18 protein-coding genes are annotated in these 23,164 nt (G+C 71.5%); 10 read left to right on the forward strand and 8 right to left on the reverse strand.

Annotated features, from left to right (window positions below; all coding sequences use genetic code 11):
* Positions 1–10 precede the first annotated feature (10 nt).
* The 6 genes from V6U88_RS13735 to V6U88_RS13760 form a co-directional block, all read right to left on the reverse strand.
* Positions 11–2,869, reverse strand: a complete 2,859-nt coding sequence (locus V6U88_RS13735; RefSeq protein ID WP_334452982.1) for a galactose-binding domain-containing protein — start codon at positions 2,867–2,869, stop codon at positions 11–13.
* A gap of 185 nt (positions 2,870–3,054) precedes the next feature.
* On the reverse strand, positions 3,055–4,695 hold the full coding sequence (locus tag V6U88_RS13740) for a glycoside hydrolase family 13 protein (protein ID WP_334452984.1): 1,641 nt from the start codon (positions 4,693–4,695) through the stop codon (positions 3,055–3,057).
* Positions 4,696–4,806: 111 nt separating this feature from the next.
* A complete protein-coding gene (locus V6U88_RS13745) occupies positions 4,807–5,694 on the reverse strand; it encodes a carbohydrate ABC transporter permease (protein ID WP_334452985.1) in 888 nt (295 codons plus the stop codon).
* Positions 5,695–5,707: 13 nt separating this feature from the next.
* Positions 5,708–6,664 (reverse strand): carbohydrate ABC transporter permease, encoded by a 957-nt coding sequence (locus V6U88_RS13750; protein WP_334452987.1) that lies wholly within the window; start codon positions 6,662–6,664, stop codon positions 5,708–5,710.
* Between the two features lie 83 nt (positions 6,665–6,747).
* Positions 6,748–8,127: an ABC transporter substrate-binding protein gene (locus V6U88_RS13755; protein WP_334452988.1), complete on the reverse strand. Its 1,380-nt coding sequence runs from the start codon at positions 8,125–8,127 to the stop codon at positions 6,748–6,750.
* 561 nt (positions 8,128–8,688) lie between these two features.
* Positions 8,689–9,690, reverse strand: a complete 1,002-nt coding sequence (locus tag V6U88_RS13760) for a LacI family DNA-binding transcriptional regulator (RefSeq protein ID WP_334452989.1) — start codon at positions 9,688–9,690, stop codon at positions 8,689–8,691.
* 384 nt (positions 9,691–10,074) lie between these two features.
* On the opposite strand from V6U88_RS13760, the gene V6U88_RS13765 reads away from it, so the two are divergent.
* The 3 genes from V6U88_RS13765 to V6U88_RS13775 all read left to right on the forward strand — a co-directional run bounded on the left by V6U88_RS13765 (position 10,075) and on the right by V6U88_RS13775 (position 14,030).
* Positions 10,075–12,039: a glycosyl hydrolase family 28-related protein gene (locus tag V6U88_RS13765; protein WP_334452990.1), complete on the forward strand. Its 1,965-nt coding sequence runs from the start codon at positions 10,075–10,077 to the stop codon at positions 12,037–12,039.
* 288 nt (positions 12,040–12,327) lie between these two features.
* On the forward strand, positions 12,328–13,236 hold the full coding sequence (locus tag V6U88_RS13770; protein WP_334452991.1) for a TIGR03620 family F420-dependent LLM class oxidoreductase: 909 nt from the start codon (positions 12,328–12,330) through the stop codon (positions 13,234–13,236).
* A 44-nt stretch (positions 13,237–13,280) separates the two neighbouring features.
* Positions 13,281–14,030, forward strand: a complete 750-nt coding sequence (locus tag V6U88_RS13775; RefSeq protein ID WP_334452992.1) for an SDR family oxidoreductase — start codon at positions 13,281–13,283, stop codon at positions 14,028–14,030.
* An 85-nt stretch (positions 14,031–14,115) separates the two neighbouring features.
* Here the strand turns inward: V6U88_RS13775 and V6U88_RS13780 are convergent, their stop codons facing one another.
* The gene (locus V6U88_RS13780) at positions 14,116–14,589 is read right to left on the reverse strand and encodes a molybdenum cofactor biosysynthesis protein (RefSeq protein ID WP_334452993.1); all 474 of its coding nucleotides are present in this window, start codon (positions 14,587–14,589) and stop codon (positions 14,116–14,118) included.
* A 214-nt stretch (positions 14,590–14,803) separates the two neighbouring features.
* On the opposite strand from V6U88_RS13780, the gene V6U88_RS13785 reads away from it, so the two are divergent.
* The 7 genes from V6U88_RS13785 (at position 14,804) to V6U88_RS13815 (ending at position 22,566) form a co-directional block, all read left to right on the forward strand.
* On the forward strand, positions 14,804–15,532 hold the full coding sequence (locus V6U88_RS13785; protein ID WP_334452994.1) for an alpha/beta fold hydrolase: 729 nt from the start codon (positions 14,804–14,806) through the stop codon (positions 15,530–15,532).
* Between the two features lie 135 nt (positions 15,533–15,667).
* Complete coding sequence (locus tag V6U88_RS13790) at positions 15,668–16,291, forward strand: TetR/AcrR family transcriptional regulator (protein WP_334452995.1); 624 nt, start codon at positions 15,668–15,670, stop codon at positions 16,289–16,291.
* A 177-nt stretch (positions 16,292–16,468) separates the two neighbouring features.
* Positions 16,469–17,389 carry an alpha/beta fold hydrolase gene (locus tag V6U88_RS13795; protein ID WP_334452996.1) on the forward strand — a complete coding sequence of 307 codons (921 nt, stop codon included), beginning with the start codon at positions 16,469–16,471 and terminating at the stop codon, positions 17,387–17,389.
* A gap of 230 nt (positions 17,390–17,619) precedes the next feature.
* The gene (locus tag V6U88_RS13800) at positions 17,620–20,520 is read left to right on the forward strand and encodes a ricin-type beta-trefoil lectin domain protein (protein WP_334452997.1); all 2,901 of its coding nucleotides are present in this window, start codon (positions 17,620–17,622) and stop codon (positions 20,518–20,520) included.
* A 164-nt stretch (positions 20,521–20,684) separates the two neighbouring features.
* The gene (locus V6U88_RS13805; protein WP_334452998.1) at positions 20,685–21,107 is read left to right on the forward strand and encodes a hypothetical protein; all 423 of its coding nucleotides are present in this window, start codon (positions 20,685–20,687) and stop codon (positions 21,105–21,107) included.
* Positions 21,108–21,255: 148 nt separating this feature from the next.
* Entirely contained in the window at positions 21,256–21,426 is a 171-nt protein-coding gene (locus V6U88_RS13810; protein ID WP_334452999.1) for a hypothetical protein, read from the forward strand.
* A 186-nt stretch (positions 21,427–21,612) separates the two neighbouring features.
* Entirely contained in the window at positions 21,613–22,566 is a 954-nt protein-coding gene (locus V6U88_RS13815; protein WP_334453000.1) for a TerC/Alx family metal homeostasis membrane protein, read from the forward strand.
* Between the two features lie 26 nt (positions 22,567–22,592).
* Here the strand turns inward: V6U88_RS13815 and V6U88_RS13820 are convergent, their stop codons facing one another.
* On the reverse strand, positions 22,593–23,105 hold the full coding sequence (locus V6U88_RS13820) for a MarR family winged helix-turn-helix transcriptional regulator (protein WP_334453001.1): 513 nt from the start codon (positions 23,103–23,105) through the stop codon (positions 22,593–22,595).
* Between the last annotated feature and the right edge of the window lie 59 nt (positions 23,106–23,164).

The following is a 23,164-nucleotide window of genomic DNA, read 5'->3' on the forward strand; positions in this document are numbered from 1 at the left end:
ACTGGCGCCGTCAGGCGGCGTGGACCTCGAACTCGGAGACCTGGCCGGCCGGCCAGGCGGTGTTGGCGGTGATGGTCAGCCGCAGGTGGCGTCGGGTGGTGGCGGGGAAGGTGATGGTCACGGTGTTGCCGGTGGCCGGGTCGAAGGTGTAGCCGGCCGACGGCTTCACGGTGGTGAAGGACGCGCCGTCGGTCGAGCCGAGCAGCGCCAGCGTCTGGGTGCGGGTCTGCCAGGCCGTCGCCGGGGGCAGCTTCAGCACCACCCGGGACACCGAACGGGCGGTCCCCAGGTCGACGGTGAGCGACTGCGGGAAGGCGTTGTTGGCGCTCTCCCAGTAGGTGGCCGGGTTGCCGTCGACCGCGTTGCCGGCGCCGTACACGTCGGCGTGGCTGGTCTCGCTGACCGGCCGGCCCAGCGCCAGGTTCCCGGACGGCGGTGGGGTGGTGGTCGGCGGCGGCGTGGTCGGCGGCGGGGTGCCGCCGCCGTACACCTCGAACTCGGAGACCTGGCCCGCCGGCCAGCCGGTGTTACCGGTGAAGCTCAGCCGCAGGAACCGCCGGCTGCCGGCCGGCAGGTTGATCGACACGGTGTTGCCGGTGGCCGGGTTGAACGTGTATCCGGCCGACCCGAGGACCGTCGTGTACGCCGATCCGTCGGCCGAGCCGGCCACCGACAGGGTCTGGGTCCGGGTCTCCCAGCCCGCCGGCAGCTTCAGCACGATCCGGTCGGTGTCGACCGCCGCGCCCAGGTCGACGGTGAGCGACTGCGGGAACGTGCCGTTGGCGCTCTCCCAGTAGCTGCCGGCGTTGCCGTCGACCGCGTTGCCGGCCACGTAGGTCTGCGACACGCTCGACGCGGTCACCGGCCGGCCCTGGGCGAGGTTCCCGCCGGTCGGCGGCGGGGTGGTCGGGGGCGGTGTGGTGGTCGGGGGCGGGGTCGGGGTGCCGGTGGGCGGGCTGGTCGGCCCGCTGCCCCACTGGGGTGCCGGCCACGGCCCGCAGTACGGGGTGGGCGTGTACCAGCCGGAGTTGCCGGCGCCCTGGCTGATCTGGAAGCCGCTGCCCACGCAGTTGTGCATCGGGTTGCTCTGCGCGATCCCGGTGGCCCGCACGTTGGTGAAGGACACCTGGCTCGCCGCCTGCACCTGCAGCGCGTACGTCCCGGCGCCGTCGATCCGGACGTTGCTGAGGTTGATCCCGTTGGTCTGGCCCTCGATCCAGTGCAGCGCCGCGTAGGAGCTGTCCAGGATGTCGGTGTCGGTGATGTTGATGGTGGGGTTCTGGAACGGCTCGTTCAGCGCGGAGAACCAGATCGCGCCGACGCCGAAGTTCCAGTTGTAGTCGGAGTTGCCGTTGCGGATCAGGGTGTTCCGGGCGATCGTCCAGGTGCCCTGGACCCCGGTGGCGCCCTGCACCCCCGGGTAGCGGTTCGCGATGTGGATGCCGCCGCCGTTGGTCACCGAGTCGGCCGTCACGTTGTCCGTGATCTTGATGTCCCGGCCACCGTAGCTGACCAGGTGGTTCGCCAGGATGGTCACGCCGATGGTGTTGCGGGTGAAGGAGTTGTTGACGTTCGGCACGCTCTGCGCCCACATGGCGAGGGCGTCGTCGCCGGTGTTGCGGACGAAGGTGTTGGTGACGGTCGAGTTGGTGACGCCCCAGTGGAAGTTCACCCCGTCCGCGGTCTGGTCGAGGATGCGGCTGTTGCGGATGGTGAAGTTGTCCATCGGGCCGTCCATCCAGGCCCCGACCTTGGTGTGCTGCATCCAGACGTTGTCGACCACCGAGTTGCTCATCGCGCCGCCGATGGCGTTGACCTGGTCCTCGTCCACCCGCTCCCGGATGTCGCCGATGATCGCGAAGTCGCGCAGGGTGACGTTGCGGCTGGGGCCGCCGGCCTCGTGCGGCCGGATCTCGCCGCTGTAGCCGCCGCCGGGGACGTACTTGCCGTAGATGCCGGCGGCGCGCTTGCGGTCGGTGGGGTGCCGGCCGCCGAGCACCGAGTACCAGGGGCCGGCGCCGCGCAGGGTCACCCCGTCGACCACCACGTGGTCGAAGAGGGTGAAGTTGCCGGCCGGGATCCAGACCGCCCGGCCCTGGGCCTTCCCGGCGTCCACGGCGGCCTGGAACTTCGCCGTCGAGTCGGTGGCGCCGGTCGGGTCCGCGCCGAAGTCGGTGACCACGTCGAGTACGCCGGCGGGCTTGGCGATCGGCGCAGCGACCAGCTCGAAGTCGGCCAGGTCGACGGTGAAGGTCGGTGACTGGGCGGTCGAGGAGACCTGCAACCGGATCTTCGTGCCGGCCGGGTAGGTGGCGCCGAACATGGTCCGGGTCTCGTCGTAGAAGTGGTGCGGGTTGGTGTCGCCGGGGTTGTTGTTGAACGGGTATCCGCCGTAGTACCAGCCGTACCGGGAGGTGACCGGGACCGCCTTGACCAGCGCGCCGTTCGCCCGCAGGTCGATGCTGGCGTCGCGGCCGGTGCCGGCGGCGTTGTCGGGCAGGCTGTAGCGGAAGGTCACCGCGTTGGCCGGGGCGGTCAGGGTGAACTCGACGTACTCGCCGACGGCGTCGAGGGTGACCGCCTCCCGGCCGGACGCCTCGGACGGCAGCTGGCCGTAGTAGCGGGTCGGTCCGATCTTCGTACCGTTGTGGGCCGCCCGTTCCGCCTCGTGCTCGACGAACGGCACGGTGGCGCCCCGGCCGGCGATGTCGAACGGGGAGAGCCCGGCGGCGTGGGCCGGGGTGGCGGTGGAGATCGCGACGACCGAGATGGTGGCCGCCACGAGCGCGGCGCCGGCGAGGGCGGCCAGCGCGGCACGGGCGGGTCTTCCTGGTGGTGGTGCAGGGGTGCCGATGGTGTGGTGGGCCATGAGCGGTGCACTCCGTTTCGTCAGGCAGGCCGAGTCCCCCGTGGACTGGGCGTTCGCTGCGCTGGTGCCTCCTTCCGGTCACGTCGGCGGGGAGCCGGGGCGGACCACCTGCGGTCGGGACGGACCGGCCGGTGGGGGTGGCGGCGCCGGCCGGTCGGGACGGACCGGCCGGCGCCGGGTACTGCTCAGGCGGGCGGAGCCCCGACGGTGCGCAGCCAGACGGCCGTGTCCGGCGGGAGCTGATCACCCTCCAACGGGCCGCTGGCGAGTAGCCGGGACCGGTGCGGCGGCAACGGCACCGGGGTGCCGGAGAGGTTCACCACGCAGACGAACTCGTCGCTGCGGGCGAAGGCGAGCACGTCCGCCGGGGCGTCCAGCCAGCGCATCGGACCATCGCCGAGGCTCCGCTCGGTCCGCCGGATCCGGATCGCCGCCCGGTAGAGCGCCAGCATCGAGTGCGGGTCACCGGCCTGCGCCTCCGCGGTCCGGCCCTTCCAGTCCGCCGGCTGCGGCAGCCAGGGGCCGGCCGTCGCGCCGTCCGGGCTGAAGCCGAACGGGGGCTCGTCGCCGGACCAGGGCAACGGCACCCGGCAGCCGTCCCGGCCCGGGTCGACGTAACCGGAGCGCGGCCACATCGGGTCGGTACGCAGCTCCGGGGGGATGTCCTCGACCTCGGCGAGCCCGAGTTCCTCACCCTGGTAGACGTAGGCGGCACCGGGAAGCGCGAGGGAGAGCAGCGCCGCCGCACGGGCCCGAGTGGTGCCGAGTTCGAGGTCGGAGAAGATCCCCTCACGCTTCTTGGCAAAGCTGAAGGTGGTGTCCTCCCGGCCGTACCGGGTGACGTGCCGGGTGACGTCGTGGTTGGAGAGCACCCAGGTGGCCGGCGCGCCGACCAGCGCGTGCGCGCTCAGCGTCCCGTCGATGCTCTCGCGCAGCGCCGAGGCGTCCCAGGCGCAGCCGAGGAAGTCGAAGTTGAAGGCCGCGTGCAGCTCGTCCGGGCGCAGGTAGTTGGCGAACCGCTGCCGGTCCGGCATCCACACCTCACCGATCAGTGCCCGGTCGCCAAGGTACTCGTCGGCGATCCGCCGCCAGTCCCGGTAGATCTCGTGCACCCCGTCGAGGTCGCGGAACGGGTGCGGCCGGCCTGGCCGGGTCTCCGGCAGCGTCCCGTCCTTGACCAGCAGCCCGGCCGAGTCGATCCGGATCCCGTCCACGCCACGGTCGAACCAGAACCGCAGGATGTCCTCGAACTCCGCCCGCACCCTGGGGTGGTCCCAGTTGAAGTCCGGCTGCTCGGCGGTGAACAGGTGCAGGTACCAGTCGCCGGGGGTGCCGTCCGGGTTGGTGGTCCGGGTCCAGGTTCCGCCGCCGAACTCGCCGACCCAGTCGGTGGGCGGCTGGTCGCCGTTCGGGCCCCGGCCGGGGCGGAACCAGAACAGCTCCCGCTCGGGCGCGTCCGGCCCGCCGGCGAGGGCCGCCTGGAACCAGGGGTGCGCGTCGGAGCAGTGGTTCGGCACCACGTCGACGATGGTCCGGATGCCGAGCGCGTGTGCCTCCGCGATCAGCGCCTCCGCCTCGGCCAGGGTGCCGAAGACGGGGTCGATGTCGCGGTAGTCGGCCACGTCGTAGCCGGCGTCGGCCATCGGGGAGGGGTACCAGGGGCTGAACCAGATCGCGTCGACGCCGAGCGCGGACAGGTGGTCCAGCCGGGACCGGATGCCGGCGATGTCGCCGATGCCGTCGCCGTTGCCGTCGGCGAAGCTACGCGGATAGACCTGGTAGATCACCGCTGCACGCCACCACGGACCCTGGTCTGCTGTGGACACGAGCACCTGCTTTCTGCGTCGGTACGTCGGCGGGTTCGCCGGCCTGGACGTGCGTCGGGCGAACGGCCGTCGTCCGTCCCGGGAGGTGGCGCTGCTGGTGCGCCGGTGCGGTCAGCCCTTGAGGCTGCCGGTGGTCAGACCGGACATGATGTTCCGCTGGAAGATCAGGAAGACGAGGACGGTCGGGATCGCCGCGATCACCGACGCGGCGATCACCACGTTCATCGGGGTACCGCCCGAGAAGGCGTAGATGCCGACGCTGACCGTCCGGGTCTCGGGCGACGGCATGACCAGCTTCGGCCAGAGGAAGTCCTTCCAGACCGCCGTCACGGCGAAGATCGAGACCACGCCGAGGATGGGGCGCGACATCGGCAGGATGATCGACCACAGGGTGCGCAGCGGCGTCGCGCCGTCCATGAGGGCCGCCGCCATCAGCTCCTCCGGGATCGAGTCGAAGAACCGCTTCAGCAGGAAGATGTTGAACGCGTTCGCGACCGCGGGCAGCCAGATCGAGAACGGCGAGTCGAGCAGGTTGAGGTGCAGGATCGGCAGGTCGATCACGGTCACGTACTGCGGGACGATGAGGACCATCGCCGGGATCATCAGCGTCGCCAGCATCAGGCCGAGGATCACGTTGCCGAACGCCGGTCGGAGCTTCGACAGGGCGTACGCCGCGGCGGTGTCGAGGACGAGCTGGAACAGCAGCGCCCCGGCCGCGTAGTAGAAGGTGTTGAACAGCAGCTTGGCGAGGTTCAGGTTGTTCCACGCGTCGGCGTAGTTCTGCAGCTGGGGATCCTTCGGGAACAGCGACGGCGGGGTCTGCGCGATCTCCTGGCCGGACTTGAGCGCGCCGGTGACCATCCAGTAGAGCGGCCCGAGGAAGACCAGCGTGAAGCCCACGACGACGACGGCGAGCAGCGTCCAGTAGACGACCCTGCCGCGCCCCCGCCGGAGCTGGGCGTGAGAGATGAGGGTCCGGGTTCCGGAGTCGTGTGCCATTCCTCGTCCCGTCCTAGTCCTGTTTCGCGCTCAGCCGCACGTAGGCGGCGGAGAAGCCGGCCAGTACCACGAGCATGATCACGCCGAGCGCCGCGGCGCCGTTGAGGTCGTTCTGGAAGAAACCGTGCTGGTAGATGAGGTACGCCACCGAGGTCGCCGAGTCCTCCGCCCCCGTACCGTTCGCGAGGATCAGCGGCTCGATGAAGAACTGCATCGTGGCGACGATCTGCAGCATCGCCAGCAGCGCGAGGATCAGCCGGGTCTGCGGGATGGTCACGTGCCGGATCCGCCGCCAGATCCCGGCCCCGTCGAGCTCGGCCGCCTCGTAGAGTTCGCCGGGGATGTTCTGCAGGGCCGCCAGGTAGATCAGCACCGCGCCGCCCATGTTCATCCAGGTCGACGCGATCACCATCGCCGGCATCGTCATCCCGGGCGACTGCATCCACTGCGATGTCGGCAGGTGCAGCGCCTTGAGGATCGAGTTGAACAGTCCCGCGTCGCTGGGGTCGTACGCGTAGAACTTGAAGAGGAAGAGCGCCGACGCCGGGGGCAGCATCACCGGCAGGTAGACCAGGATCCGCAGGTACCCCTTGGCGTGGCGGAACTCGTTGAGCACGATCGCCACGAAGAACGGCACCGCGTACCCGAGCACGAGCGCCAGCAGGGTGAAGGAGAACGTGTTCTTCCAGGCCGTCCAGAAGCTGGGGTCGGCGATGATGCGGTCGTAGTTGTCCCAGCCGACCCAGGTGGTGACGCCGCGCCGGGTGCGCTGGAAGCTCATGACGATGCCGCGGAGCATCGGATACCAGGAGAAGAACGCGAAGCAGATCACCGCGCCGATCAGGAACGCGTGCCCGGTGAGGTTGTCCCGTACCTTGCGGCCGAGGCTGGTACGCGGCGGCCCTGCCGGGTACGACGACGCGGGGCGGCCCGGTTCTCTCCTGATCCCCGGGACGGTGGTGAGCGCCAAGGCAACTCCTGCGTGAGTCGGTGACGGAAGCTGTGCGGCCCGGAGGGTGTGGGAGCCGGCGTGCCGGCCCCCACCCCAGCGGATCAGCTCTCGGCGGCGAGGAGCTTGTTGACCTTGTCTTCGGCCGTCTTGAGCAGCGCGTCGATGTTCGCGTCGGGGTTCGTCAGCACCCCGGACATCGCGGCGTCGAGCACCGCGTAGATCGCCTGGGCGTTGCGGGGCTCCCCCTTGATCGGGACCGGGCTCGCCTCGAAGATCGCGAAGTTCGCGGTGTCGACGTTCGCGTTCGCCTTGCGGAGCTCAAGCTCCTGCTTCTGCGCGTCGCTGCCGCTCGCGAAGAGCAGCGGCTGGGGCAGACCCACCGGGTAGTTCTGCGGCTTGGCCCGGACGTAGTCGAACTGGCCCTTACCCGGCGTCAGCTTCTGGTACGCGATCCACTTCAGACCGGCCTTGACCTGCTCGGGGCTGAGGCCCTTCTTGAAGAAGTAGCCCTCGCCACCGCCGAGGGTGCCCTTCGCCTTGCCGTCCTGGCCGGGCAGCGGGGCCATCGCCCAGTCCTGGAACTTGCCCTGGAACTGGCTGACGATCGCCTGGGTGGCGTCCGGCGCGCCGATGAACATGCCGACCTTGCCCGCGCCGGCGTTGGTGAGCAGGTCGCCCCACTGCAGCAGCTGGCGGTCGCCCATGCTGTTGTCGCCGTACCGCATGTCCTTGAGGTTCTGCAGGACCTGCCGGCCCATGGCGTTGTTGAAGTCGGCCTTCTTGCCGTCGGCGGTGAGCACCTGGCCGCCCTGCGAGTAGAGCAGGGCGGTGAAGTGCCAGCCACCGGTGTTGCCGGCGGAGTACTCCGAGTAGCCGGAGATGCCCTTGCCGAGCGCGGCGATCTTCTTGGCGGCGGCCCGGACCTCGGGCCACGTCTTGGGCGGGTTGTTCACGTCGAGCCCGGCCTGCTGGAACAGGACCTTGTTGTAGATCAGGCCCATCGAGTAGTTCTTCACCGGGACGGCGTAGAGCTTGCCGCCGTCGCTGAAGACCTCCTTGAGTGCCGGGTCGACGCTCTCCCAGGTCGGCACCGTGTCCTTGGTGGCGTACTCGCTGATGTCCATCGCCTGACCGGAGTCGAGCACCTGCTGGAGATCGGTCATGTACCCGTAGAAGACGTCGGTGACGGTGCCACCGGCGAGGCGAGCGGTGAAGTCCGGCGGGTTGTTGCACTGCTCGCCGACGCTGACGCTCTTGACGACGATGTTCGGGTTCTGCCGCTGGAACTCGGCGACGTCGTCGTTCCAGTTCTTCAGCAGCTCTTTCTGCGAGCCGACCGGCTGGCAGTCGACGGTGATGGTGACCTTGCCGCCTGCATCGTTCGCTGCGTCGTCGCTCTTCGTGGAGCACGCCGTGAGGCCGAGCCCCAGGCCGGCCGCGAGCGCCAACGCCGCAGCCTTCCGGTACTGCGGTACGGACATCTGTCCATCCCTTCGGGAACGGGTCTCTTCAGGACGGCGCCGACCTGCGGTGAACGCACCGCGGCACCGCCCTGTCAGTGATCTGCGTCGATCGGGTGACCTGACCCCCGGTAGCTGCGTCGGGGTCAGCTGTGAGTGGAGTCACTGTAGCGAGGCGGACTCATCTCGGCAAGGTTTCGATCGTTGCTTGAAAGGATGTGACATAGGCATGGCAGATGCCGACAAGACCGCAGGCGCCGCCCGGGTTGTGGGGTGTTCGTAGCTTTTGGCGCTCGTGCTCGTCCGTCGCCTGCACCGGAACCTTCCGCTCGTCCAAGCGGCGTCCAACCTGGTCAGCGCGGGGGTCGCGCAGTGCGGGCCAACCGGATCGGGCCGGGGCGGCTCGGCGCCGTCGACCGCACCGACGGAGTGGCCGCCGACCGCGAGCAGCGGTCGGCGGCCCGGAGCGTGGTTCAGCGGGCAGGGAGGCGGTCGCTGCCCATCGGCGCCGGAATCCGGCCCGAGGGGGTCAGCGGTGGGAACGGTGGCCGGCGGCCGACCGACGACCCGGGCGGATCCGGGTCAGCGGCCGGGGGCGGGCGCGGTGGAGCCCCGAACCACCAGTTCGGGCTCGAACAGCAACTCGTCGTGCAGCACGCCGGCCCCCTCGATCTGGGTGACCAGCAGGTCCACCGCGGCCTGCCCCATCGTCTCGATCGGCTGCCGCACGGTGGTCAACGGCGGGTCGGTACAGGTCATGAAGGCGGAGTCGTCGAAGCCCACCACGGACACGTCGGTCGGCACCGCCCGGCCCAGCCGCCGGGCGGCCCGGATGGCGCCCAGGGCCAGCACGTCGCTGGCGCAGATGATGCCGGTCACGCCCCGCTCGACCAACTTGCTCGCGGCGACCCGCGCCCCTTCCATCGAGAAGCTGGACCGCTCGACGCGGTCCGCATGGTCGGCCCAACCGGCGACCTGAATCATCGCGTCGAGCTTGCGCCGGGAGGGCACGTGCCCCTCCGGGCCGAGCACCATGCCGATCCGCTCGTGCCCGAGCGACCGCAGATGCCCGTACGCCTGCTCCACCGCCACCGCGTCGTCGGTGGAGACCCGGGGGAAGTCCAGCGCGTCGACGCCGGCGTTGACCAGCACGACCGGCAGCCCCCGGTCGGTCAGCCGTCGATAGTGGTCGTGCGCGGCGTCGGCCAGCGCGTACGACCCGCCCGCGAAGATGACGCCGGAGACCTGGTGGTCGAGCAGCATCTCGACGTAGTCCGCCTCGGACACACCGCCGATGGTCCGGGCGCAGAGCGCGGGGGTGTAGCCGCGCTGGGCGAGCGACCCGGTCACCACCTCGGCCAGCGCCGGGAAGATGGGGTTCTGCAGCTCGGGGAGGACCAGCCCGACCAGGCGCGCCCGCTCCCCCCGCAGCTTGGTCGGGCGTTCGTAGCCCAGCACGTCCAGGGCGGTGAGCACCGCCGTGCGGGTCGACTCGGAGACGCCGCCACGACCGTTGAGGACCCGGCTGACGGTGGCCTCGCTGACGCCGGCCTTCCTCGCCACCTCGGTCAGTCGCTTGGTCACGCCGCGATGATACGGCACTGATCCTGAAAGAAATGAACCGCATCTTGACGTGTCACGTCACCTATCGACCGCGTGGCGGGCCGCCTCTCCTGGCAGGTGACCGGCCCGTCGGCGGCGCCGCCCGACCCCGGGACCCGCCATCGGCTCTGCAATTACTGCACAAACAAGTGCTTGAATATCGACAGCCATTCGAAATAACATCGCCGCAACCACCTCGCCTCGCTTCTGACATCCACCCGCGGCCACCACGGGGCTGCCCGCGGCGCCGATGACGGTCGCCGGGTCCTCGGAAGAACGGATCACGCGATGTCTCGACTCACCACAGGACGGCCGGGCGGACCGGCACGCTGGCGGCCCGTCCAGGCGGCAGCCGTGGCGGCGGTCATGGCGGCCACCGTGACCGGCGGGGCCGGGACGGCCCGGGCGGAGGGCGGCTCCTCCGCGCGTCCCGCCCCGGTGGTCACCCGCGCCGCCCTCGACCCGTCGCTGGTCGCGGGCCGGGGCGCCCAGGTCGCCTTCGTGGAGCAGGAGGCGGAGCACGCCACGACGAACGGCACGGTGATCGGCCCGGGGCGCACGGCGTACACCCTGGCGTCGGAAGCCTCCGGTCGCCGGGCGGTGAGCCTGGCGCCCGGCCAGTTCGTCGAGTTCACCCTGCCGGCCGCGGCCAACGCGATCACCGTCCGGTACAGCATCCCGGACGCGCCCACCGGCGGCGGCATCACCGCCCCACTGGACGTGTCGGTCGGTCGCCGGCCCGCCCGGACCATGACGCTCACCTCGCAGTACGCCTGGCTGTACAACCAGTACCCGTTCTCCAACGACCCCACCGCCGGCCTGCTGCACCCCGACTGGTGGATCACCGAGTGCTCCTGCGTCCCGGCCACCACCACCCCCGCCCCGACGATCACCACACCGTTCCGCCCGCACCACTTCTACGACGAGCGACGCCTGCTGCTCGGCCGGACGTACCCGGCCGGCAGCGTGCTGCGGCTCGCGGTGCCGGCGGGAAGCGTGGCCCCGTGGACGGTCATCGACCTGCTCGACTCGGAGCTGGTGGGCCCGCCACGCGTCGTGCCGGTCGCGGCGAACGTGCTGGCGTTCGGCGCGGACCCGACCGGCCGGCGCGACTCCGCCGACGCCATCGACCGGGCGATCGCCTTCGCCCGGCGCGCGAAGCTGAAGGTCTACCTGCCGCCGGGGACGTACCAGGTGAACCGCCACATCATCGTCGACGACATCACCATCGAGGGCGCCGGCAACTGGTACACGATCATCAAGGGACGCGAGGTCGCGCTCGACACCCCGGCCCCCGACGGCTCGGTGCACACCGGGGTCGGCTTCTACGGCAAGCCGGCGTCGGCGGGCGGCAGCCGCAACGTGCACCTCTCCGGCTTCGCGATCGAGGGTGACGTGCGCGAGCGGATCGACACCGACCAGGTCAACGGGGTCGGCGGCGCCCTGAGCCACTCCAGCGTCGACGGCCTCTACCTGCACCACACCAAGGTGGGGCTCTGGTTCGACGGGCCGATGAGCCACCTGCGGGTCACGAACAACGTCATCGTCGACCAGATCGCCGACGGCCTGAACTTCCACACCGGCGTCACCGACTCCGTCGTGCGGAACAACTTCGTGCGCAACACCGGCGACGACGGCCTGGCGATGTGGTCGGAGCGGATCGGCAACGCCCGCAACACCATCGACCACAACACCGTGCAGTCGCCGGTGCTGGCCAACGGCATCGCCGTCTACGGCGGCACGGACAACACGGTCTCGGGCAACCTGATCGCCGACCCGGTCCGCGAGGGCAGCGCCATCCAGGTCGGAGCCCGGTTCGGCGCCGAGGCGTTCACCGGGCAGCTCCGGATCACCGACAACACCACGGTCCGCGCCGGCACGTACGAGCTGAACTGGAACATCGGCCTCGGCGCCATCTGGTTCTACGCCCTGGACCGCAGCATCGACGCCGACATCCAGGTGGTGGGCGACCACTACCTGGACAACACCTACAACGCGATCATGCTGGTCAGCGACTGGCCGGTGAAGGACCGGTACTCGATCACGAACGTGCGGTTCCGGGACGTCCGGGTCGACGGCGCCGGGACCTCCGTGGTGAGTGCCCGCACGGCGGGCTCGGCCTCCTTCGCCAACGTCGACGCGCGCCACGTCGGGGCGGTCGGCGTCAACAACTGCGGCTCCTTCCACTTCACCCCCGCCGGCTCCGAGTTCGGCCTGACCGACCTCGGCGGCAACGACGGCGGGTGGCTCGCACCCTGGCTGCTGCCCAACACCATCACCTGCGACGACCGGCCGCCGGTCGTGACGCCGCCGCCACCGTCCACCTGGTGACCGCCGTCCCGGTCATCCCGCCCACCTGCTCCCACCCCAGCTGACCCGCCGAGCGGCGCCGGTCGGAATCCCCCGGGATTCCGGCCGGCGCCGCCGCGTCTCCGGCGACCTGCTGCGGCGGACAAACCTCGCTCGGGTGACAGGTTCGCCCATACCTCGCGCCCCTTCTCCCCCACTCCGCAGCGGACCGGCCCATCGATCCAACCGATCGGTACAGAAATTTGGGAATCGGTCGACCGCCTGCCAGGTTCTTGTGTACCGACCGGTACAGAATAGAAGGGGGTCGAGATGGACGGCATCAAGCAGATGCTCGGCGCGGTCGGCATCTGGAGCATGGAGCTGCGCGGGGCCGGCCGGCCCGAGGTCCGCGAGGCGGTCGCCGAGCTGGACGAGCTGGGCTACCCGGCGCTGTGGCTTCCGGGCCTGGACGGCCGTGGGGCGCTGGACGACATCGGGCACCTGCTCGCCGCCGCTCCGCGTGCCAGCGTCGCGCTGGGCGTGCTCTCCATCTGGGGCCAGGACCCGGCCGCGCTGGGCGCGTGGCTGGCCGACCTGGACGCGGCGCACGGACGCCGTACCCTCGTCGGGCTGGGCATCAGCAACGCCCACTCCGCCGCCAACGCCGGTCAGGACTACGGCCGGCCGACGGTCTCGATGGGCCGGTTCCTCGACGGGCTGGACACCGCACCGCACCCGGTCCCGGCCGATCGGCGGCTCCTGGGCGCGCTCGGCCCGAAGATGGTCGATCTCGCCACCGCCCGGAGCATCGGTTGGCACCCCTTCCTGGTGACACCCGAGTACTCCGCGCGCGAGCGTGCTCGCGTCGGAGAGCGGCCCCTGATCGCCGCGCACCTGGCGGTGGTCCTGGACCGCGACCCGGCCCGGGCCCGGGCGGCGGCCCGCGAGGGAGTCGGCATGTTCATCGGGTTCCCCGCCTACCGGGCCAACCTGGCCCGGCTCGGCTTCGCCGAGGAGGACCTGGTTCCGGGCGGCAGTGACCGGCTCATCGACGCCCTGGTCGCCTGGGGAGACCTCGACCGGATCGCCGGCCGCGTCCAGGCCCATCTGGACGCCGGCGCGGACCACGTCGCGCTGCACGTCCTGCAGCCGGCCACCCCGGAGCGCACCGATCTGCCCCGTCGGCAGTGGCGGGAACTCGCCGCGCTGCTGCCGCAGCTCAACCGCACCACCGACTGATCAATCGCCATTCACCGCACCACCTCATACAAGGGAGCACCACAGTGGGACAGCTCAACGGCAAGACCGCGCTCGTCACCGGCGGCACCACCGGTATCGGGCTGGCGGCAGCCCGCCGCTTCGCCGCCGAGGGGGCGCACGTCTTCCTCACCGGACGCCGCCAGCAGCAGCTGGACGAGGCCGTGGCGTCGATCGGCTCGGCCGCCACCGGCGTCCGCAGCGACGTGAGCAAGCTCGAGGACCTCGACATCCTCGTCGAGGCGATCGCCGCCCGCGGCGCCGGCCTGGACGTGCTGTTCGCCAACGCCGGCGGCGGCGAGTTCGCGCCCCTGGCCGACATCAGCCTCGAGCACTACACGGACACCTTCGATCGAAACGTGCGGGGCACCCTGTTCACCGTCCAGAAGGCGCTGCCGGTGCTCAACGACGGCGCGTCGGTCATCCTGTCCGGGTCGACCGCCGCCACCACCGGCACCCCGGCCTTCGGCGTCTACGCCGCCTCCAAGGCGGCCATCCGCTCGTTCGGCCGTACCTGGGCCGCCGAGCTGACCGACCGCCGGATCCGGGTCAACACCCTGATCCCGGGCCCGACCGAGACTCCGGGCATCACCGGGCTGGCCGCCACCCCGGAGGAGGCCACCGGGCTGGTGCAGATGCTCGCCTCCTCCGTGCCGATGCAGCGGATGGGCCGGCCCGAGGAGATCGCCAACGCCGCCCTGTTCCTCGCCTCCGACGAGAGCAGCTTCATGACCGGCGCGGAGATCTTCGTCGACGGCGGCTCGAACCAGGTCTGAGGCGACACCGCACCCGCCGGGACCGTTGGACCCGACGAGTGACCCGACCGGGGCGAGCCACCTGGCTCGCCCCGGTCGCGGTGCCCTAGCTTTCGACGAGGACGTCCACCGGGCCGACGCGCAGGGTGCCGTCGTTCAGCGGCGTGCAGCGCACGCCGCCGCGACGGCGCAGCGCCCGCCACGCGCCGGGGCCGATGGTGACGTCCATCCAGGCGCACGGGTTGGCCGGCCGGTTGACCCGCAACCTGACCGGGCCGTCCCCCGAGTCGAGGACGAGCACCGATCCGACCAGGTCGTCCACCGCGATGCCGGTCGTCAGGATGTTGCGCCGGACCTGCACCAGGTCGACGCCCGGCGGCAGCGACTCCTGGGCGATCACGGTCACGCTCGCCGCGCGGTGCGCCGGCCGACCGAAGTACCGGTCGCCGACGATGCCCAGTTCGGCCCGGAGCTGGACCTCGGTCACCAGTTCGCCGGGCGGGGCCGGTGACGGGCCGTCGGCGGGTCGGCCCTGGTAGCGGTGTACCGGCGAGGCCAGCAACTGGACGATGCGCGGCACAGCGGGGATTCTACGGAGCCGCAGCGGCCTCCCGGGCACACTCCGGCTGGTGACATGCAGGCGTGCCGGGCGGTTGTCCCGGCGTAGGCAACGACCCCCGCCGCCGGCAGCACGGAAACGCCGATCTCCCCGTACCGCACTGGCTACGCTCGGTAGTTGACCGGTGTCGGCGTGGATCCTCGTCCGCGCCCACGACTGCGATGAGGGGAACCAGATGGCCACAGCATCGAGCGGCACGCCGACCGTCGTTTTGGTCCACGGCGCCTTCGCCGACAGCTCGGGGTGGAACGGCGTGGTCGAGCGTCTCCAGGCCGCGGGCGTGGCAGTGAAGGCCGTGCCGAACCCGCTGCGCGGGGTCAGCGAGGACGCCGCGTACGTCGCGAGCGCGCTGAAGCAGATCAAGGGCCCGGTGCTGGCCGTGGGCCACTCGTACGGCGGGGCGGTCATCACCAACGCCGCGGCCCGCGTCGACAACGTGGTCGGCCTGGTCTACGTCGCCGCCTTCGCCCCCGACGAGGGTGAGACCCTGCTGTCGATCGAGGGCGACTCCAAGGACAGCGTGCTCACCTCCGCGCTGATGGAGGTGAAGTACCCGACCGCCCAGGGCACGGAGACGGAGTTCCTCATCGACCCGGCGAAGTTCCACGACGCGTTCGCCGCCGACGTGCCGAAGAAGGACGCCGCCGTCATGGCGGCCACCCAGCGCCCCGTCTCGGCGCTGGCCTTCGGCGAACCCACCGGGAAGCCGGCCTGGCGCAACCTGCCGTCCTGGGCCGCGGTCCCCGCCAGCGACAAGGCCGCCGGCAGTGACGTGTTGCGGTCCATGGCGCAGCGGGCCGGGGCGACCATCACCGAGGTCGAGGGCTCCCACGTGATCATGGTCAGCCAGCCCCAGGCCGTCACGGACGTGATCATGCAGGCGCTCGACGCCGTCAAGGGCTGAGCACGCCCGGGCCGCCCTTCGGCCATGACACCTGCGGCCCCAGCGGCGCGGCCCACACCTCGGTCCACCCGGACACGATTTTTGTACCGGTCGGTCGCACCGGAGGTACCATGGTGCCCGGGAGGAGGTGCCGGCATGCCGCAACGGGGCAGACCGCGGGGTTTCGACGCCGAGGAGGCGTTGGACCGCGCGATGGACGTGTTCTGGCGCCAGGGTTACGAGGGCGCCTCACTGGCCGACCTGACCGCCGCGATGGGCATCAACAAGCCCAGCCTCTACGCGGCCTACGGCAGCAAGGAGGAGCTCTTCCACAAGGTCGTGGCCCGGTACGCCGAGCGGGACATGGCGTACGCGCGCGACGCGCTCGCCCAGCCGACGGCGTACGAGGTGGTGGCGACCCTGCTGCGCGACAACGTGGTCGCCCTGACCCGCTCCGACTGCCCGGCCGGGTGCCTGTCGATCCAGGGCGGCATCTCCGGTGGCACCGACAGCGCCCCGATCGCCGAGTTCCTCGCCGCCAGCCGGCTGACCGGTGAACGCGCCCTCGCCGAGCGCCTGGCCCGCGCCGTGGCCGAGGGCGACCTGCCCGCGGACGCGGACCCGGCGGCGCTGGCCCGGTTCGTCTCGGTCGTCACCGAGGGGCACGCCGTGCACGCCGCGGCCGGGGCTTCCCGCGCCGACCTCCAGCAGTCGGCCGAGATCGCGCTGGCCGGCTTCGCGGCGGTGGCGGGGGTGGCGTCGCCGACCGCCGCCCGCTGACCCGCCCGGCCCGGCACCGGCCGGTTGCGCCGATCGCCCGATCCGGCCCGCCCCGGTCACTAGCGTGGGAGACGGCGGCACCCCCCTCGGCGCGCCGGTCCGGTCACGGGGCGGCGGACCGGGCGGCCGGACCCACCGGGGTCGACCGGACCGCCACCGCAAATCCGAGGTGGTGACATGTCCGGCGCACTGCCCGGGCTCGGCCCGGTCCGGCACGTACGCACCGACGTGCTCGACGTCGGCTACCTGGAGCTGGGACCGGCCGACGGCGATCCGGTGCTGCTGCTGCACGGCTTCCCGTACGACGTGCACGCCTACGCCGAGGTGGCCCCGCGGCTCGCGGCCGAGGGCCACCGGGTGGTCGTACCCTGGCTGCGTGGGCACGGGCCGACCCGGTTCCTCGATCCGGCGACGCCCCGCTCCGGTCAGCAGGCGGCGCTCGGCGCGGACGTGGTGGCGCTGCTGGACGCGCTGGACCTGCCCCGGGCGGTCCTGGCCGGGTACGACTGGGGCGGCCGGGCCGCCTGCGTCGTCGCCGCCCAATGGCCCGAGCGCTGCGCGGGACTGGTGTCGGTCAACAGCTACCAGATCCTCGACATCGCCGCCGCCGGGAAGCCGCTGCGCCCCGAGCTGGAGGCCGGCTTCTGGTACTTCTTCTACTTCACCACCGACCGGGGCCGGGCCGGGCTGGCCGCCAACCGCCGCGACGTCGCCCGGGTCATCTGGACCCGGAACTCGCCCCGGTGGCGCTTCGACGACGCCACCCTGGACCGGACCGCCGAGTCCTTCGACAACCCCGACTACGTCGACGTGGTCGTGCACGGCTACCGGCACCGCCTCGGCCTGGCCGACGGCGACCCCCGCTACGCCGACATCGAGTCGCGGCTGGCCGGGCTGCCCCCGGTCCGGGTGCCGGCGGTGACGCTGGACGGCACCGCCGACGGCAACTTCCCGGCCACCGACGGCAGCCCCACCGCCCGGTACTTCGCCGGCCCCCGCCGCCACCACCAGGTGCCCGACGCCGGGCACAACCTCCCCCAGGAGGCCCCGGAGGCCTTCGCCGACGCGGTCCGCGCGGTGACCGGGCTGGGGGCCTGACCGCCACACCGCCCACGACATGGGCAGGGCCGGGCATCTCCGGGTACGTCGAGGCGCACTCCTTCGCGAGTTGAGGCCCGACATTCTCAAGAATCTCGACAACTTTCGATTCCGTGCGGCCTACTTCTGTTCAGTTCGAACGAAAGACGTTAATGTCGTGGCCACCCCACGGTGCTCCTCGAGGCGGCGGCGGAAGTAGCACCGAGCTCGCCACCATGCTCGGAGGTCCCGTGTCTCGCGTCCCGCAACGATGCCTGCTCGTCGCCGCCACCGCCCTGCTCACCGCAATCGCCGCCGCCGTACCCTCGGGGGCGCTCGCCCATCCCGGCCACCCGCACCCCGCCGCCGAGCCGGCCCCGCCACAGGCGGCGGCCGTGGCCGCAGCCGTCCCGCCGACCAGCGGATTCGAGAAGATCACCCTCGACAGCGGACTCAGCATGGGTGAGCCGATCGAACTGGCCGTGCTGCCCGACGGCAAGGTGCTCTACATCAACCGGGGCACCAGTGCCGGGGGCGGCCAGGTCCGGCTCTTCAACCCGGTCACCAAGTCCACCACGGTCGCGCTCACCCTCGCCCTCGACGCCCGGTTCGAGGACGGCCTGATCGGCATCACCGTGCACCCGAACTTCGCCGCCAACCGCTGGGTCTACCTCTTCTACTCACCCAAAATCACCCCGCTGGTCAACCGGATCGCCCGGTTCACGTTCAACCCGTCCACACTGGTGCTCGACCCGGCCAGCGAGGACGTGCTCATCGAATGGCCCACCGAACGCGACCTCTGCTGCCACTCCGCCGGCTCGATGAGCTGGGACAGCGGCGGCAACCTCTACTTCGCCGTCGGCGACAACACCAACTCCGGCGGCGACTCCGCCGGCATGGCGCCGATCGACGAGCGGACCAGCCGCAACCCGCAGTACGACGCCCAGCGCACCTCCGGCAACACCAACGACCTGCGCGGCAAGATCAACCGCATCCACCCGGAGAACGACGGCAGCTACACCATCCCGTCGGGCAACCTCTTCCCCGTCGGCACCGCCAAGACCCGTCCCGAGATCTACGTGATGGGGGTACGCAACCCGTACCGGATCTGGGTCGACCGCAAGGCGGGGAACACCCTCTACTGGGGCGAGGTCGGTCCGGACGCCGGCGCCGACCTGGCGAACCGGGGACCGGCCGCCTACGACGAGTTCAACCGGGCCACCGGGCCCGGCAACTACGGCTGGCCCTACTGCGGCGGCCCGAACGTGGCGTACAACGACTGGGACTTCGCCGCGAACGCTCCGCGCGGCTGGTTCCCCTGCGGCGGCGCGACCGGGCCGGTCAACGACTCGCCCCGCAACACCGGCCTGACGCAGCTCCCGCCGACGAAGCCGGCGCTGGTCTGGGAGCAGCACGGCGGCAGCGACGACTGGCCGGCCCTGGACAACCCGGGCGGCTGCGGATCGCCAAACCACGTCGAGGTCTACCACTACGACCCGAACCTGGCCTCCGACGTCAAGTGGCCGCAGTACTACGACAACAAGTGGCTGATCTCCGAGTACTGCCGCAACTGGATCAAGGAGGTCCAGTTCGACAACGGCAACCCGGCCACCGGCGCGCCGACGGTGATCGAGCCGGTGCTCGCCGGCATGAAGTTCGTACACCCGATCGACGCGGAGTTCGGCCCGGACGGCTCGCTCTACCTGCTGGAGTACGGCAGCGGCTGGTTCTCCGGCGCCACCGACGCCGGGCTCTACAAAATCAACTACGTCCAGGGTGGCCGGTCGCCGGTGGCCAAGGCGGCGGTGAACAAGGACAACGGTCTCGCGCCGCTGGCGGTGACCTTCTCCAGCGCCGGCAGCTCCGACCCCGACGGCGACCCCCTCTCGTACGCCTGGGACTTCACCGACAACGGCAGCGTCGACTCGACGGCGGCCAACCCGTCGTTCACGTACCCCTCGAACGGGAGCTTCAACGCCCGGCTGACGGTCAGCGACGGCACCGGACGCAGCGGCACCACCACGGTGCCGATCGTCGTCGGCAACAACCGGCCGACGGTGACCCTGAACGGGCTACCGGCGGGTGGCCTCTTCGACTGGGGTCAGGACCTGACCGTCTCCGCCTCGGCCAGTGACCCGCAGGACGGCACCCCGGCCTGCTCGGCGGTGGTGGTCCGGGCCGCGCTCGGGCACCAGGAACACGCCCACGAGGAGGGTGAGGGCACCGGCTGCGGGGCGACCTTCAACACCGGCCCGGTGCACTCGGGCCCGGACTCGGTGCTCTTCTTCGTGCTGCGCGGCAGCTACACCGACAAGGGCGCGACCGGTTCCGCGCCACTGACCGGGGAACGGGAGATCAGTCTCTATCCCAAGCAGTGGCAGGCCGAGCACTTCGTCACGCTCAACGGCCCCAAGGTGATCGACCAGACCGCGGCCCAGGGCGGCAAGCGACTCGGTGACATCCAGAACGGGGAGAACGTCCGGCACCACGCGGTCAGCCTGAAGGGCATCACCGGGGTCAAGGTCCGGGTCTCCTCCGGCGGCGCCGGGGGCACGGTCTCCTTCCGGTACGACTCCCCCACCGGCACCGAGGTCGCCCGCCTCGCGGTGCCCAACACCGGTGGCTGGGACAACTACACCGAACTCAGCACCACGGTGACCAAGCCGGACGACGGCACCCACGACCTGTACCTGGTGTTCACCGGCGGCAGTGGCGCGCTGCTCGACGTCGACAGCTACACCTTCACCGGCCCCGGCGTGGGCACCGGCGGGGCCCGCACCGGCGAGATCAAGGGGCTGGGCAAGTGCGTCGACATCAACTCCAGCCAGACCGCCGACGGCACCAGGGTGCAGGTGTGGACGTGCAACGGCACCGCCGCCCAGCGGTGGACGCTGCCCGGCGACGGCACCGTCCGCGGCCTCAACAAATGTCTGGACGTCAAGAGCAGCGGCACCACGAACGGCACCCCGGTCCAGCTCTGGACGTGCAACGGCACCGGCGCCCAGCAGTGGGCGGCGCAACCCGACGGCAGCCTGAAGAACCCGCAGTCGGGCCGCTGCCTCGACATCCCGGCCTCCAACACCACCGACGGCACCCAGTTGCAGATCCACGACTGCAACGGCACCGGCGCCCAGCGCTGGACCCTGCCCTGACCCACCGGCAGCCGGCCGGGGCGACGAGTCGTCGCCCCGGCCCACCGCCCGGGTCCGCTCCGCGCGGCGCGCAGCCGGATCACCCCCGCTCATCGACTGCTGCCGTCCGTGCGCAGGGGTGCGACGATGACACGGACGGCACCCCGGCCGAGCGGAGGACTGTCGTGGCAGACCGAGACGACCCGACGGTGAACCGGCCGCGGCACCGGGTGGACCGGAGCGCCGTCCCGCACCTCCTGGCGATGGTGATCTTCGGATTGCTCGCCTGGTCGGGGGCGAGCATGCTGCGCCAGGGGGTGGACGGGCTCGCCGTGCCCTCGCTGATGATCGGGGCCGCCGGTGCTGCCGGTGCCCTGCTGACGGTGACGGGCACCCCGTCCCGGCGCCCCGGACCCGGTCCCCGCCGGCTCGTACGGGGGGCGATGGTCCTGGTGGCCGTCGCGGCCGTGCTGACCGGCACGGCGCTCGCCCCGAGCGGGATCGACCGGGGCTTCGTCATCTCCGTGGACGCGGTCCTCGCCGGCGCGCTGGCCTCGTACGCCCTGCTGGCGGGCGAGCGGCGCCGTACCGCCCGACTGCCGGGCTGAGCGCGCATCGTCGCCGCGGTCGCGCCGCCCGTACGGATCGTCGTGCTGCCACCCGGCCCCCTCGACCGGCACGTACCGGGCTGAAACGGGACCGACCGGCCGGCCGGCCGCGTAGCGTGGGCGACACGAGCGGCGGCAGGAGGGTGACGTGACGGAGCCGGAGGAAAACCGGGAGAAGACCGGCAAGACCGACCGGGTGCTGTACTCCCCGGACGGGGATCCCCACCACACCATGGCGCAGGCGCCCCAACCCGACGAGCACCCGCCGGTGACCGTCACGCGCGACGACCGGACCGAGGTCGTCGACGACGAGCAGTGACCGGCCGAGGCGTCGCCGGGCCGCTCTCCCCACCCGGCGCCGGGCAGGTCCGGCCGTGGGTGATGCCGCACTGCCCCACCGGGAACTCGCCGCCGGCGTGGGCGACGGCCGGTAGCCGCTGCCCGACCAGCCCGCCGCGGCACGACAGCCACCGGCCAGGCCTCGGGTGGATGCGGAGGGCGCCAGATGGACCAGGGGACGTTCAACGCTCCGCTCTGGGCCTGGGCCGCGGTCGGGGCGGTCATCGCGGTGATGCTCGCGGTGGACATGCTCTCCCACCGCGACAACCACGTGATCGAGCTGCGGGAAGCGCTGATCTGGACCGGCGTCTGGGTCGCCGCCGGGCTGGCCTTCGGCCTGGTCGTCTGGATGGGGTGGGGCGGCGAACCGGCGGTCGCGTACTACTCGGGCTACCTGCTGGAGAAAGCGCTCTCCCTCGACAACGTCTTCGTCTTCGCGCTGCTGTTCGGCTACTTCCGGGTGCCCGCCGAATACCAGCACAAGGTGCTGTTCTGGGGCGTCGTCGGCGCGCTCGCGTTCCGGCTGATGTTCATCTTCGCCGGGGCGGAGCTGCTGGACCGGCTGGCCTTCGCCGGGGTCGTGCTCGGGGCCTTTTTGATCTGGACCGGTTGGCGCCTGGCGGTACGCGGCGAGCCGGACGTGGACCCCGACCGCAACGTCGCGGTCCGGCTCTTCCGCAGGTTCGTTCCGACCGAGCCGCGCTACCACCACGGCCGGTTCACCGCCCGGGTCGACGGTCGGCGCCGGGCGACGCTGCTACTGGTGGCGCTGGTGGCGATCGAGGCGACGGATGTGATCTTCGCGATCGACTCCGTGGCGGCGATCCTGGCCATCACCACCAACACGTTCCTCGTCTGGACGGCGACCGCCTTCGCGGTGCTGGGGCTGCGCAGCCTGTACTTCTGCCTGGCCGGGCTGCTGCGTCACTTCGGCCACCTGCGTTACGGGCTGGCGGTGCTGCTGGCGTTCGCCGGGGTCAAGCTGATCCTGGCCGACACGCCGGTGGGAGAGCTGCCGCTCTGGCTAACCCTGCTGGTCGTGGTGCTGACCCTGTCGATCGCGATCGGGTGGAGCGTGGTGAGCGCCCGCCGGGAGTGGCGCGGCCACGCCCGCCGCTGAGGCCCGCCCGCCCGGTCGGTACCCGCTCAGGGGACGTCCGGCGGCGCCTGACCGGCGTGGCGCGTGTCGAGGTGCGCCCGGAGCGCGGCGGCGATCTCGCCCGCCGCGCGAAGTTGATCCGGGGTCAGCGCGTCGACGAAGAGTTCGCGAATGGCGCGCAGGTGCGGAACCGTGGACCGCCGGAACGCCTCGGCTCCGGCCGGCGTGAGCAGGACCTCCGCCCCGCCGCGTTCGGTGGCGCACTCCTGGCGGCGGATGAGTCCGCGCCGCTCCATCCGCCCGAGGTGGTGGGAGAGCCGGCTGCGCTCCCAGCCGATGTGTGCCGCGAGCGCGGAGGAGCGCAACTGCCGCTCCGGCGCCTCGCTGAGGGCGAGCAGTACGGAGTAGTCCCCCGGCGAGAGGGAAGACTCGACCTGGAGGCGTGACGTGAGCCGGGACCTGAGTGCCTCCGCCGTCTCGATGTACTCGCGCCAGGCCCGTAGCTCCTCTGCGGTCGGAAGTTGGCGCCCCTTTCGCCGGGCGGGTGTGGCGCTCGTCATCTAGCCCTCCTGGTTGACATGTCAATCCAGAGGCTAGCATGGTTGACACGTCAATCGTC

It is taken from the genome of Micromonospora sp. CPCC 205739 (assembly GCF_036906795.1).
Classification (GTDB): domain Bacteria; phylum Actinomycetota; class Actinomycetes; order Mycobacteriales; family Micromonosporaceae; genus Micromonospora.

Bases quoted from the DNA above. Each gene is read 5' to 3' on its own strand.
- V6U88_RS13820 (WP_334453001.1), bottom strand. From the start codon at position 23,105: ATGACGAGCGCCACACCCGCCCGGCGAAAGGGGCGCCAACTTCCGACC.
- V6U88_RS13765 (WP_334452990.1), top strand. From the start codon at position 10,075: ATGGCGGCCACCGTGACCGGCGGGGCCGGGACGGCCCGGGCGGAGGGC.
- V6U88_RS13770 (WP_334452991.1), top strand. From the start codon at position 12,328: ATGGACGGCATCAAGCAGATGCTCGGCGCGGTCGGCATCTGGAGCATG.
- V6U88_RS13785 (WP_334452994.1), top strand. From the start codon at position 14,804: ATGGCCACAGCATCGAGCGGCACGCCGACCGTCGTTTTGGTCCACGGC.
- V6U88_RS13755 (WP_334452988.1), bottom strand. From the start codon at position 8,127: ATGTCCGTACCGCAGTACCGGAAGGCTGCGGCGTTGGCGCTCGCGGCC.
- V6U88_RS13745 (WP_334452985.1), bottom strand. From the start codon at position 5,694: ATGGCACACGACTCCGGAACCCGGACCCTCATCTCTCACGCCCAGCTC.
- V6U88_RS13790 (WP_334452995.1), top strand. From the start codon at position 15,668: ATGCCGCAACGGGGCAGACCGCGGGGTTTCGACGCCGAGGAGGCGTTG.
- V6U88_RS13795 (WP_334452996.1), top strand. From the start codon at position 16,469: ATGTCCGGCGCACTGCCCGGGCTCGGCCCGGTCCGGCACGTACGCACC.
- V6U88_RS13815 (WP_334453000.1), top strand. From the start codon at position 21,613: ATGGACCAGGGGACGTTCAACGCTCCGCTCTGGGCCTGGGCCGCGGTC.
- V6U88_RS13735 (WP_334452982.1), bottom strand. From the start codon at position 2,869: ATGGCCCACCACACCATCGGCACCCCTGCACCACCACCAGGAAGACCC.